Source organism: Pseudomonas sp. NPDC087342 (assembly GCF_044744265.1).
Lineage (GTDB): Bacteria > Pseudomonadota > Gammaproteobacteria > Pseudomonadales > Pseudomonadaceae > Aquipseudomonas > Aquipseudomonas nunensis.
This window is the reverse complement of the sequence record NZ_JBIUXZ010000017.1, coordinates 95,195-109,426: the sequence shown is the minus strand read 5'-3', so window position 1 is coordinate 109,426 and position 14,232 is coordinate 95,195. Positions and strand designations below refer to the sequence as shown.

General features: G+C 59.2%; 6 protein-coding genes. 5 read left to right on the top strand and 1 reads right to left on the bottom strand.

Annotated features, from left to right (window positions below; genetic code table 11):
• The 5 genes from fis to ACIOYV_RS24915 all read left to right on the top strand — a co-directional run.
• Positions 1–271, top strand: a 271-nt coding sequence (fis, locus tag ACIOYV_RS24935) for a DNA-binding transcriptional regulator Fis (protein ID WP_401327892.1), incomplete at its 5' end; no start/stop codon positions are given.
• 81 nt (positions 272–352) lie between these two features.
• On the top strand, positions 353–1,960 hold the full coding sequence (gene purH, locus ACIOYV_RS24930) for a bifunctional phosphoribosylaminoimidazolecarboxamide formyltransferase/IMP cyclohydrolase (RefSeq protein ID WP_054044029.1): 1,608 nt from the start codon (positions 353–355) through the stop codon (positions 1,958–1,960).
• 185 nt (positions 1,961–2,145) lie between these two features.
• Positions 2,146–3,441, top strand: coding sequence for a phosphoribosylamine--glycine ligase (purD, locus tag ACIOYV_RS24925; RefSeq protein WP_054044030.1), 1,296 nt, complete (start codon positions 2,146–2,148; stop codon positions 3,439–3,441).
• 99 nt (positions 3,442–3,540) lie between these two features.
• Positions 3,541–6,318 (top strand): response regulator, encoded by a 2,778-nt coding sequence (locus tag ACIOYV_RS24920; protein WP_401327888.1) that lies wholly within the window; start codon positions 3,541–3,543, stop codon positions 6,316–6,318.
• Positions 6,319–6,383: 65 nt separating this feature from the next.
• Positions 6,384–6,980 carry a MarC family protein gene (locus ACIOYV_RS24915; protein ID WP_054044032.1) on the top strand — a complete coding sequence of 199 codons (597 nt, stop codon included), beginning with the start codon at positions 6,384–6,386 and terminating at the stop codon, positions 6,978–6,980.
• A 142-nt stretch (positions 6,981–7,122) separates the two neighbouring features.
• Here ACIOYV_RS24915 and ACIOYV_RS24910 read toward each other — a convergent pair whose 3' ends face one another.
• Complete coding sequence (locus tag ACIOYV_RS24910; protein ID WP_401327885.1) at positions 7,123–14,199, bottom strand: TcdA/TcdB pore-forming domain-containing protein; 7,077 nt, start codon at positions 14,197–14,199, stop codon at positions 7,123–7,125.
• Between the last annotated feature and the right edge of the window lie 33 nt (positions 14,200–14,232).

Sequence of the window (14,232 nt, the reverse complement as noted above, 5' to 3'; positions counted from 1 at the left end):
CAACTTGAATTTGAAACAGCACCTCAATACGCCGAGCGAAGAAGGACAGTCCCTTCGCGGGAGTGTCGAGAAGGCGCTGCACAATTATTTCGCCCACCTTGAGGGCGCTGCCGTCACGGATGTGTACAACCTGGTGCTCTCCGAAGTCGAGGCTCCCCTGCTCGAGTGCGTGATGAACTACGTCAAGGGCAACCAGACCAAGGCCAGCGAGCTGCTCGGGCTGAACCGAGGCACGCTGCGCAAGAAACTCAAGCAGTACGATTTGCTGTAAGCATTCAATCAAACCAGAAAGGCGCCCGCGTAAAAACGGTCGCCTTTTTTGCTGACTCCTTTGCTTTTGATGGAAATTGAAATGACCGACCAGACTACCCGCCTGCCGATCCGCCGCGCCTTGATCAGCGTCTCCGACAAGACCGGGATCCTCGAATTCGCCAAGGAGCTTGAAGCCCTGGGTGTCGAGATCCTCTCCACCGGCGGGACGTTCAAGCTGCTGCGCGACAACGGCGTCGCCGCAGTGGAAGTCGCGGATTACACCGGTTTCGCGGAAATGATGGACGGTCGGGTCAAGACCCTGCACCCGAAAATCCACGGCGGGATCCTCGGTCGTCGCGGTATCGACGACGCGATCATGAACGAGCACGGCATCAAGCCGATCGACCTGGTTGCGGTCAACCTGTACCCGTTCGAAGCCACCATCAACAAGCCAGGCTGCGACCTGCCGACCGCCATCGAGAACATCGACATCGGCGGCCCGACCATGGTCCGCTCGGCGGCCAAAAACCATAAAGACGTGGCCATCGTGGTGAATGCCAGCGACTACGCCAATGTCCTGGAAAGCCTCAAGGCCGGCGGCCTGACCTACGCTCAGCGTTTCGACCTGATGCTCAAGGCCTTCGAACACACCGCTGCCTACGACGGCATGATCGCCAACTACATGGGCACCGTGAACCAGGCCGCTGAAACCCTCAGCACCGAAGGTCGCAGCGAGTTCCCGCGCACCTTCAACAGCCAGTTCGTCAAGGCTCAGGAAATGCGCTACGGCGAGAACCCACACCAGAGCGCGGCGTTCTACGTGGAAGCCAAGCCGGCCGAAGTCGGTATCGCCACCGCGACCCAACTGCAAGGTAAAGAGCTGTCGTACAACAACGTGGCCGACACCGACGCTGCGCTGGAATGTGTGAAGAGCTTCGTCAAGCCAGCCTGCGTGATCGTCAAGCACGCCAACCCGTGCGGCGTTGCCGTCAGCCCGGACGCCGAAGGCGGCATCCGCCAGGCTTACGAACTGGCTTACGCCACTGACACCGAATCCGCATTCGGCGGCATCATCGCCTTCAACCGCGAACTGGATGCCGAGACCGCCAAGGCGATCGTCGAGCGTCAGTTCGTCGAAGTGATCATCGCCCCATCCGTCAGCGAAGAAGCCCGCGCGATCGTGGCCGCCAAAGCCAACGTGCGTCTGCTGACCTGCGGCGAGTGGTCGGCTGACCGCGCCGCTGCCTGGGACTACAAACGCGTCAACGGCGGTTTACTGGTACAGAGCCGTGATATCGGCATGATCGGCAGCGAAGACCTGAAAGTCGTGACCAAGCGTGCCCCGACCGAGCAGGAAATCAACGACCTGATCTTCGCCTGGAAAGTCGCCAAGTACGTTAAATCCAACGCCATCGTCTACGCCAAGAACCGCCAGACCATCGGTGTCGGCGCTGGCCAGATGAGCCGCGTGAACTCCGCCCGCATCGCCGCGATCAAGGCTGAACACGCCGGTTTGCAAGTGGCAGGCTCGGTGATGGCCTCCGACGCATTCTTCCCGTTCCGCGACGGCCTGGACAACGCAGCCAAGGTTGGCATTACCGCAGTGATCCAGCCAGGCGGCTCGATGCGTGATGCGGAAGTGATTGCCGCGGCTGATGAAGCTGGCATCGCTATGGTGTTCACCGGCATGCGCCACTTCCGTCACTAATCATTGCTCTTGTAGGAGCGAGGCTTGCCCGCGAAAGGGACGCCGCGGTGCAACAGCAATACCGAGGTGATGCCTTCGCGGGCAAGCCTCGCTCCTACAGGTTCGGTGTATGGCAGATGCCGTATGCCGTTAGCCAAGCAGCTGAGGCTGCTCCACAGAATTAGCGTCATCCGAGGTTTTTTGAAATGAATGTTTTGATCATTGGCAGCGGTGGCCGTGAACACGCCCTGGCCTGGAAAGTGGCTCAGGATCCACGCGTGCAGAAGGTTTTCGTTGCTCCGGGCAACGCCGGCACCGCCATTGAAGCCAAGTGCGAGAACGTCGCCATCGACGTGCTGGCCCTTGAGCAACTGGCTGATTTCGCCGAGAAGAACGTCTCCCTGACCATCGTCGGTCCGGAAGTCCCGCTGGTTGCCGGTGTTGTCGACCTGTTCCGCGCCCGTGGCCTGGATTGCTTCGGTCCGACCGCAGGCGCTGCCCAGCTGGAAGGTTCGAAAGCGTTCACCAAGGACTTCCTGGCGCGTCACAAGATCCCGACCGCCGACTACCAGAACTTCACCGAGATCGAGCCGGCCCTGGCCTACCTGCGCGAAAAAGGCGCACCGATCGTGATCAAGGCCGACGGCCTGGCCGCCGGTAAAGGCGTGATCGTCGCCATGACTCTGGCTGAAGCCGAAGACGCCGTGCGCGACATGCTCGCCGGCAACGCATTCGGCGACGCCGGTTCCCGCGTGGTGATCGAAGAATTCCTCGACGGCGAAGAAGCCAGCTTCATCGTGATGGTCGACGGCAAGAACGTACTGCCGATGGCCACCAGCCAGGACCACAAACGTGTTGGCGATGGCGACACCGGCCCGAACACCGGCGGCATGGGTGCCTACTCCCCTGCCCCGGTCGTGACCGCCGAAGTTCACAAGCGCGTCATGGACCTGGTGATCTGGCCGACCGTGCGCGGCATGGCCGATGAAGGCAACGTCTACACTGGCTTCCTCTATGCAGGCCTGATGATCGACAAAGCCGGTAACCCAAAAGTTATCGAGTTCAACTGCCGTTTCGGCGACCCTGAGACCCAACCGGTGATGCTGCGTTTGCAGTCGAGCCTGGTGTTGCTGGTTGAAGCGGCCCTGGCGCAAGCCCTGGACAAAGTTGAAGCGCAATGGGATCCACGTCCGAGCGTCGGCATCGTGCTCGCCGCTGGCGGCTATCCTGGCGACTACGCTAAAGGTGTGGCGATCAACGGTCTGGACGCAGCCGCGGCACTGGAAGGCAAAGTCTTCCACGCCGGTACTGCGCTCAAGGACGGTCAGGTTGTAACGGCCGGTGGTCGGGTGCTCTGCGCCACCGCCATGGGCGCCAGTGTTGATGCGGCGCAGCAGCAGGCTTACAAGCTGGCGGCCAAGATCGACTGGGAAGGCAGCTTCTATCGCAAGGACATTGGCTACCGCGCCATTGCCCGCGAGCGTGGCGAAAATCAGGAATAAGGCATCCATTCGGCCAGGCAAGGGCTTGATGCCCTTGCCGGACTATTCCGGCGCCGCGCATAGTTATATTCTGGCATCAACCTACGAAGGGATTTCGCCGTGCGCTGGCTCAGGATTGCCATAGGACTTACCGTCACTCTGTTGACCTTGCTCTGCATGCTCCCGGCCCAGGCCGCGCAAGGCAGTGGCTGGTCGGTATTGCTCGACGAACAGGGCGACCTGGCGTTGAGCGACATCCGCTCCGCACGCTTCATCAATCAATTCAGCCCCATCGAACTCGACCGCCTCACCGCAGCCGAGCCCGACGGTGCGTTATGGCTGCGTTTCAAGCTGGCACCCGGCAAACACGAACAATTGCTGCGGGTGTTCGCCCCCGACCTGTCGCACCTCAACCTGTATGTGCTGGACGGCGATACGCTGGTCGAGCAACTGAACACTGGCACCCAACAACCTCAGGTTAATCGGCCACTGCCCAGCAGCGACTTCATGTTGCCGCTACCCCTGAGCGACAAAACCCTCGATGTCTACGTCCGGCTGGTTTCCGAGCACCAGTTGCGGCCTTACATCACCCTGCAATCGGCAGTGATGACTGCGGCCAACCAGAACCTCACGCTGATCTACGGCCTGCTGTTCGGCTGCCTCGCCATGCTGATCCTGCACAACATCGTGCGTTACGCCTATACGCGCTCGCGCAGCAGCCTGTGGCTTGCCGCGTGTGAACTCCTGTTGATGCTCAGCCTGATCCTGCTGCTGAACCTGGCGGGGCCGTGGCTGCCGGACTGGCATGCGATCCAGACGCCGGGCGCTTATCTCGCCTTGTTGCTGACCGCACCGTGCGGGCTGATGTTCGCCTATCGTTTTTTTGCACCACTGGGTCCGCATCCGCTGAACAAACTGCTGCTCGGGGACATTCTGTTCACCGTAGTCGCCGGTCTGCTGCTGTTGTTCGTCAACACCCTGCCGCTGAACATCATCACTTACGCCCTGGTCGCACTCGCGGGCCTGAGCATGTTGTTCGTCAGCGCCTTCCACTGGCAAAAAGGCTATCGCCCGGCCCGGCTGTTCGTCGCGGCGATGGTGGTGTTCAACATCGGCGCGCTGATCATTTTGCCCGCGCTGCTGGGGTTGACCCTGGTGGCGCCGCAAGGCCTGATCATCACCCTGCTGGCCTTCATCTGCATCAGTGGCTTGTTGATGAGCATCGCCTTGGGCGAACGTCAGCGCAGCATCACCGAAGACCGTTTCAGCGTCAGCCGCGACCTGGCCGCGAGCAATGCCGAGATCAACGCCAAGGCCGAGTTCCTGGCCAAGATCAGCCACGAAATCCGCACGCCGATGAATGGCGTATTGGGCATGACCGAACTGCTGCTGGGCACACCGCTGTCAGTCAAGCAACGCGATTACGTGCAAACCATCCACAGCGCCGGCAACGAACTGCTGACACTGATCAACGAGATTCTCGACATTTCCAAGCTCGAATCCGGGCAAATCGAACTGGACGACGTGCAATTCGACCTTAATGCCCTGATCGAAGATTGCCTGAGTATCTTCCGCGCCAAGGCCGAGCAGCAGAACGTCGAACTGATCAGCTTTATCCAGCCACAAGTGCCGCGCGTGATCAGCGGCGACCCGACCCGTCTGCGCCAGACCCTGCTGAGCCTGCTGGAAAACGCCCTGAAGAAAACCGACGAGGGCGAGATCCTGATCGTCGTCGCCCTCGACGACCGCAGCGCCAAACCGCGTCTGCGCATCGCCGTGCAGGACAGCGGCGTGCCGATGGAAGCCGAAGAGCGCGATGCGCTGATGCACGCCGAACTGCACAGCAAGCATTTCCTCTCGGCGACTCGCCTGGGTGGCAATCTGGGGCTGGTGATCGCCCGGCAACTGATTCGCCTGATGCAAGGGGAGTTCGGGATCAAGAGCGGCGCCAATCAGGGCAGCACTCTGTGGCTGACCTTGCCGCTGGACCCGGACCGCCTCGAACACCCGACCTCCGATCTCGACAGCCCATTGCAAGGCGCCCGCGTCTTGGTGGTGGACGACAACGACACCTGCCGCAAAGTGCTGGTGCAACAGTGCAGCGCCTGGGGCCTGAACGTCAGCGCCGTACCCTCCGGCAAGGAAGCCCTGGCCTTGCTGCGCACCAAGGCGCATTTGCGCGATTACTTCGACGTGGTCCTGCTGGACCAGAACATGCCCGGCATGACCGGCATGCAACTGGCGGCCAAGATCAAGGAAGACCCGAGCCTCAATCACGACATCCTGCTGATCATGCTGACGGGCATCAGTAATGCGCCGAGCAAGATCATTGCCCGCAACTCGGGGATCAAGCGCATCCTCGCCAAACCGGTGGCCGGCTACACCCTCAAGACCACCCTGGCGGACGAACTGAACCAGCGCAACAAAGGCCTGGCCGTGTCGCATCACCTGCCGGTCGGCCCTACCCTGCCGGTCAAGGTACCGAGTGATTTCCGCATCCTGGTGGCCGAAGACAACAGCATCTCGACCAAAGTCATTCGCGGCATGCTGGGCAAGCTCAACCTGCAACCGGACACCGCCAGCAATGGCGAAGAAGCCTTGCAGGCGATGAAAGCCCAGCGCTATGACCTGGTGCTGATGGACTGCGAAATGCCGATCCTCGACGGTTTCTCCGCGACCCAACAATTGCGCGCATGGGAAGTCGGCAATCAGCGGATTCGCACCCCCGTAGTGGCGCTGACCGCGCATATCCTCGCCGAGCATAAAGAGCGCGCTCGCCAGGCCGGCATGGACGGGCACATGGCTAAACCGGTCGAGCTGTCGCAGTTGCGCGAACTGATCGAACACTGGGTGGCCCAGCGCGATCAGCAGAACCGGGCGGCGGCGCAAACGTCCTGAGCCGACAGACGCTGTAGCGCCTGATAGACTCCCCCTCGACTTCCCCCGCCAGTGAGCTAGCACCCATGCTCCACGTGTTGTTCAGCGTTTACCTGAAGATGCTGGTGCTCTACAGCCCGTTCTTCGTATTGTCCTGTTTCATCAGTCTGACCCGCGGTTATTCGCGCAAGGAACAACGGCGCCTGGCCTGGAAAGTGGCGGTCGCGACACTGGTATCCAGTGTCTTGCTGTACCTGTTCGGGCGAGTGATTTTCAGTGTGTTCGGCATCACGGTGGACGCGTTCCGCATCGGTGCCGGCAGCGTGTTGTTCATCTCGGCGCTGGGCATGGCCCAAGGCAAGTCGGCAGTACAGACCGACAACGTGCAGCAGGACGTCACCATCGTGCCGCTGACCATTCCCCTGACGGTCGGCCCCGGCACCATCGGTGCGCTGCTGGTGATGGGTGTAAGTCAGCCACACTGGGATGACAAGCTCACGGCGATTCTCAGTATTGCGCTGGCCAGTTTTACGGTGGGGGTGGTGCTTTATCTGTCGAACCGCATCGAGCGGATTCTTGGCGATCAGGGTTTGCAGATTGTCAGCCGCTTGATGGGGTTGTTCGTCTGCGCACTGGCGGCGCAGATTATCTTCACCGGGGTGAAGGGTTATCTGGTGCCATGAATGCACAAGGCCGAGGAACTTATTGTCCTCGGCCCTGGTTTTACTCTGACTCATCTGAGTGACTTCACATCTTGCGGCGCTGCCCCTCCACACGTCAAAAACCATGTGAAGGGGATCCGTAAGCATGCTCAGCGTTTAGGAATCACACCTGATTTTCAGCAGCTGCAACCTGCCGAATCATTAATAGCGTCTTGAGTGGTATGCCAGCCGTAGTACCTGGCTTGCTCACCAGCGACGAAATGGTAAAAGGCTGATATCCATTTATCGACAGCAGCAACTCGCCGCGTAGCGTGACATCTTTCGCACAGGCTTCACGGAAGATCAGGCTGTGGCACGTGACGGGATCGTGCATCACCAGGTGTTCATCCACCACGCTGACGATCAGTTGCTCCGGCGAGTCCAGTGTCCAGTCCAGTTTGACCAGTGCCGCTTGCTTGCCCAATGGCGGTCGGCAATCGACGATCACCGATTCCAGCCGCCGCCAGGCCGCTTTTGACAGTCGGCACTTCGCACCGGTATGGCCCAGACGCAGGATCAAAGTCCTGACATCGTCGGGAATCAATGGCAGCACATCATCAAGCGTCAGGTTGCTTTGCACCGTCAGCGTATCGGCGTTGCGTTGCACATAGCTCATTGGACCGATGGTGCCGGTAAGCGGATAGCGGCGCAAAAAGCCGTCGGCCGCATCGAACAGCAAGACGTTGGTATACCGCTGAGTGCCCAGTGCAACGGATGACTCGGGACGCGGCACGTTGGCTGCGTCGATCAAACGCCCGCTACTGCTGACAAACCATTGTTGGCGCACAGGATGAGCCACATTGAGCAACGGGGCGCAACGCTGTGTGCTATCTACCAGCGCTTTGAGATGTTCGCCCAAGGCGTCGGCGTGTTCGCGCACCCATTGGCTGTCGACGCCGGTGATCAATGCAGGCTCGTTATAGTTCAGTTCCATCTGGATGCCTTCAACGGTCGTGGCCAGCAGGCCAGCGCCCCGACGTGTCACGTCGGCGAAGGTCCACGGGCGCCACAGTGGTTGCAGTGTTGGCAGCGCATCAGAGATCAATAATCGAGTGCCGCCACCAAAGGCGTTCGGCAGTTGTTTATCGTCGATAAAGGGCTGGCGATAGATCTGGCCAGCGGCGACGTCAAACAGCCAGGACGCCGCGTTATCCGGGGTGGTCCCCAACAACCGCACTTCCTTGCCATGGCCCAGGTCGGCCAGCACCAGGCGACCTTCGAGGTACCAGGCGCACAAGCGCGCATCACCGCGAGCATTGTCCAAACCGATCAAGGCCAGCGTGGTGAAAGGAACGTCGGCTACCAGCGCCGGCAACTGCGTCCACCATTGCAGCCGATCCTTGAGCCATACTTCGGTCAGCCCGCCCAGTTGCAATTCGCCTTCGGGCGTCAAATCGTAGAACAGCCCCTCCTCGGTCAGGGCCAGGCAACCTTCCTTCGTCACCACGACGCTTTTAAGTTCCTTGAGTGTCTTCCACTCGGCTGACAGCTTGACCTGTTCATCGACGATGGAACGGCGCTGCACGCACAGGCGCGAGCTGCCACGTTTGTACACAACAAACACATCCCCTTCCGTACCCGCCGGCGCCAGCAGGCTTGACTGGTTGTAGTCCGCTTCCGAATCCTTCCAGCCCCGGAGGTGACGTCGCTGGGGCGGCGGTCGAATAATCAAGCCATCGCTGCTGCGCACCCAACTCATGTCGGAGCGGCCTTCTTCCGGTTTCCAGTGAATGGCAACAAAAGCACCCAGCTGCCAGTTCGATGTTTTGAAGCGCTCTGTCGAGGTCTCGGCGGGCCACGCAGTGTAATCGTCCAACAGCGGCTTCCAGTCCGCCAGCGTCGGCGACAGCCCCAGAACGTCCTCCCAAGTGGTGTCGAGACCGCGAGTCAGCGAAGTGAGAAACACGCCTTCGTCGGTGAGCAGATATTCCAGGCTGTAGCTTTGATCGCCCTCGATGAATTCTTGTACCACCCTGACCCCGCCGGGCACTGCTGAACACTGCGTGACGGCGAACTCTCCACGCTTGAGCATCAACCGATAGCGGTGACTGATCAGGCCACTGACCACATCGGTCCTGATCACCTCGGCACTTTGCGGGTGATAGAAATACGCAGCGCCCTCCACCACCGCGCCCAACAGCGGATCCTCGGGCACAATGACGTCGTCGTCCTGGATGTACAGGAAACGGTCCTCCGCCGAATCGTAGTAGGCGGTGGTGCGGCGTTCTTCCTTGGCGTCATCGAACGGGATAAGGAAATTGTGCACAGGCGTGTACGGTTGCTCCAGTCGGTGTTCCCGGGCCAACGCCTTGAAGTGCGATCGCAATGTCGGGGCATCAGCACCCGACAGTGCATCCACTTCCAGCGGGATCAACACCTGCTGGCGATGGTCGACCCGAAAGCGATTGTTGCCCGACAAAAGCAGCGTGGTATCAAAAATAGCTTCGCCGTGGCAGGTGATGTTGACCCCGCCGACTCTCAAGACCCCGCCGTTCAGGAACTGTACGTCAATCTCCCTCGCCCAGGTTGCCAGCAGCGTCCACTGCAATGTCTTCAGGTTCGACGACTTGAGTCGAACATCCACTCCCTGGTTGAGCATAAGTGCACAAGGCGCATCGCTGACTTCGATCTCATAAGTGATCCGGCCATGCCAGCTTTTGAGCAGCGTCGGCACGACCAGCGTGCGCGGCACATCGTCGAGCCGGACCTGAATCACTGTCGTGGTGTGAGGCCGGTAGGACGGGTAAATATTCTGCAGAATGTACTCGCCCGGGAAGGAATAGAACGTAAACAGGAACTGCCACTGCCCGTTCGGCTTCTTCGTCTCCAGACGGCGTGCGATATCGAAGCCCTGGTCATGCCGCAAGGAGGAGAACGGCAGCGTGTGGTAGTCGTAGCCGTAATATGTTTGAGGCGTGCACGGCAGGATAATCACCTCGCCAACCGCCGGGCGGAATGTGCCAGAGCCGGGCAGTTCGAGACCTTCACGCAGGTTGATCGCGCGGTCGTAATCCACATCGTAATCCGGAACGCCGAAATGATCGCGCAACGGGAACAGGCGCTGACTGTCGTACGTCACCACGCCGCTGCGCAGGTCCAGGCTCTGGACCACCAGTTTCGGGTGCGCCTGCCAGGCGTTCTGTTGTGCGCTCCAGCTGAAGGGCTCACCGCGATAGGCCTGATCCAGCTCATGGAAAAACAGCCCGACCTGCTTGGACCGTTCGGCCACCATGGCAAAGCCCTGGGCCAATGCGCCGACACCGACGGCCAGTCCACCGACGATCACCGATGCCCCACCGAAAAACGCCGCCACCGTGGCAGCCGACACCAGCCCCGCGCCCATGCCCGCAGCGCCGAGCACCAGACTGGCCCAGTCGAAGGCCAGTTGGGTGCCAAACCGGGCGACATCCACATCGTTGTCCGCCTGGCTCAATTGGTAAACATCGAACCCGACATTAACCATGCCCAACACCGTGCCGACGCCTTCACCCGCCACATGCCCGAGCGCTTCGCTGGCCACCGTGGAACTGGTCTGTGCGATCAAGCGCTCCTGGGCCAGACCCTGACGCACCAGACTGACGACGCCAACCATATCGATCACCAGGCCATGGACGATCTGCGCGTAGTTCACATAAGCGTGCAGACGCACCGCCAACGTCAGGCTTCGATCATCTCCTTCGCGGCCACGTAACGCATTCATCAAGGCCTGGATCGCAAACCCGGCGTTGAGTGTGTGGACCGCACCAACGCCGGTCGGATCGAGCGCGCTGGTCCGGCGCGTGGTCAGTTTGTCGAAGAGTTCGGTGAGGTGATTCTTGATGCGCAGGAAGCGCTGATCGTCGGTGGTGACGCGCACCAGTTGCTCGGGGATGCCGGGCTTTTCGGGTTTGATCAGGCTCAGTTGATAGTCGCCCCGCGGAGTGATTTCCAGGGTTTCAAACAATGGGATAAAGTCGGCAGTCAGCTGGTTTTTGGCTTGCAGATCCTGGCTGGCCTGCGTGATTTGCTGGCCCCACCAATGACTGTCCAGCTCCATCAGGCTTTTGCCCAGTCGCGAATTACTCACCAGCGACTCGCCCCGGGCACTGGCCAGGCGTTTTCGGCCACCGACAGCATCCAACTCTTTCAATGTGCCAGGCAACAGCACGTCTTCGACGCGCACACCCGAGGACAGCTCCCACTGCGCAATCCGGTCGCTTTGCACTTCGACCAGATCAAACGTCGGTTGGCCGCGCTCGACATAGGCGCTGTAATAATCGGCCATGCCCATTTTTTCGAAGAAGTTCTTGAGGTCACTGAGCATACCTTCGGGGTGCGCAAACTCGAAAACACCAAGGTTCGGATCGTAGAAGTGATAGGCAGCGCGTTCACCGATCCAGGTCTTGGCCACCAACATGGCGTGGTTGTCGGAGTTGAGCATTAGCGTGCTGGTCGCTGTCCGGGCCTTCAGCAAATCCACCACTTGCTGCAGATTGACTCGCGGCGGAGTGCCAACCTCATCCACCTCCACACCGTGCAGCGATTCGATGGCGCGCACAAAGCTTTTCGAGCTGCTGTCCTCAGGTTCCACAATGCTCATGAAGAAACGTTCGCGCAAAGTCTCGACCGCCGCGTTTCCCTTGGCGATCGCTGCCGCCATGACGAGCACCAAGGGGTAACACCGCCGACCGATGGTGTCACCGAAGCCATCGAACAGCAGATCCTGGGGGACAAACCGAGCGTTACCCTCGGTGAAGCTGCCCTGCAGTTCGCCAGAGCGTTCGGCAAGCCGTTCACGGAATTCGGCTTTTGCCACTTGCTGGATACGAGCCACCTGTTGCCCCAATTGGCGCAGGCTCAGCGGTTTTTCCATGGCGCTGTACTTCAGCAACAGTGCGTTGACGTCGTGAGCCATAGGCTCTTCGACCGTTTTTTCAAAACCTGCCATGAATTCAGCAGCCTTGTACTTGAATAGCTGCTCCTCGATGACTGCGTAACGTCCAGCAACGCCTTTATCGCTGACCTTTCTGACCAGTTGGCCGAGCTCGTCCGCAGCCGCCACGAAGCTGCGATTGTCCAGCGACTCGAGTCCCAACAGTTGACCGAGCAACAAGCGTTGGGCGGCGCTCAATTGCTCTGTCAGCATTGAGCCGTCCGCCAGGCGTTCCAACACTTCCATAATGGAAAAACCCTGGGTCTTGGCATCGCTGACCGATGCGGGCGGGAACGCCCTGACGTCTTGAGCGATGATGACCTGGCGATCGTCAAACCCGAGCGGCAAGAGTTTTTCAAACGTCACGCTGGCATCGCTGCCCTGACTCATAGCCCTCAGGAAGGGCTCGCCCAGGTGGTCAAGCAATCGCTGGAGAACGGCGGTCGACAACACGTGTCGACCTTCGATTAACGGCCAGCCGGCGTCAAACTCGATGGTCTGGCGTTTAAGCAACTCGGCCATGTCGCCTTTGTAGCGCGCCTGAAACTTGCCTTCCTGCCAGCGTTTTTTTTCATCGATCAACCACTGTTCTTCCGATAGGGTCTGCTCCTTCCAGGAGTGATCCTGCTCCTCTTCGGTTTGCCGATTCACCGTGCCGTTACCCTTGATAGCAACGAACACGCGCAACTCTTCGGCCGACCTCGGCGTCAAGTTGCGTTTTTCATAATCGCCTATACCGGCGAGCATCGCGTCCGGCCCAGTCAAATGGACGGTGAGTTGGCTATCTGGATAAATGCCATCGCTGTAATACTGGGCAGCCCCCCTGGCCATCCACTTCAGAGCGATCTCTTCTTCAATACTGTCCGGCGGACCGATGATTTTTAGTGCCGCTGTGAATGCAAGTTTATCCATTGCCGGCAAGTTGGAATAACTGACTTTTTGCTCGACAGCCCTGCGTGCCGTGGTCTTCACCACTTCATAATTGAGCAGGAAACGATCGATAACCGCACCGACCGTCGCAGACCCCGGATGCGCCATCAGAAACGAGTTATTAACCGTTTCCTTCACTGCCACGGCGCGAAGACCATTCGGTCGGGCTTGACGATTTTCCGGGACATGAAACACATCATTCAACGCCGGTCGGCTTTTGGCGAAGGCCTCCAGAGCAGCACGTTGATGCAGAGGAATGGAATTGAAATACTTTGTATACCGGGCCGCTAAACTTTGACGGCCAGGCATCCATTCAGGGTTGTGATCCAGCAGTAACTGCAAAACGCCTAGCCGGGCCTCTTCTCCCAATGTGCTGATGTCCACACCGCCCAGTTTTTGCATCAGAGGTGGGAGATTATCCACGTCGGAATAAAGCCCCCCTTCAATAAACATAACTTCCGTACGCACGACGTCGGAAGCGCCTGCAAAGTTACCTCGCAAGTTTATTTCCCGCTGGTAGATATCCTCGACGCGTAGCGGCGCTTCCAGCAAATGAAGATCGCATAGCAGCAGATCTTCACTTGCCAGGGCGGCAATACTGAGAAGATGTTTTTCGCGCAAAGCCCTGAGGACTTCTTCGTCTTGTGCGTAGCCACGGACCAACAGGTCGATTCGCGCCTCATCGGCGCTTTGACCCCGAGCCATTGCATTCAGGATATGGGTATAAAGTTGCTCCTTCAGCGGCATCAACCGTTCTATATACAGGTCGCCAAGATCGGTGGGGGATGCAAGGTTTATATCCCCGGCCGCCATGGCGTCGGCTTTCGCCGCCTGGACAATGATTCGATTTGTCTCATAAGCCAGTAGCGCATCGCCGTCATACCACAGCATTAGTTTATGGCCATCCTTGACCATCACTTGCTTCCAGACATTGATGTAGTCGCGCTGGATGTCCCCGATGCCACCACCGAGCCAGACAAAGTGCAGTTTTTTCGGTACTTCCGGCATCGCGTTTTTCAATGCTTCTACACTTTGAGTCACTCGGGAGCCGTAATCACTGACCTTCTGATGAAGCTCCTGTACCGCTTCGGCAGCGTCACCGGGGGAGCGCTCGTCTTCCGTATCTCGACGTCGGCGTACAGCGGGCGCCAACGAGCCTAACGCTTCATTCAGCAATGCCAGTGGGCGAAGCAAGCTCTGGTCATCCTGCGCGTCGATGCAACCCTGGTAATAGCGAAGGATAGCCTCGTACTGATCAGCCTTCTTGTACGGCGTCAGTATGCGCTCCAATTCGGAACGATTTAGAAGGTCGGCAATACCGACATATTCACGACTACTCACAACTTCCTGTTGACTCATAGTTAAACATCCATATTTAACAAAACATATCAA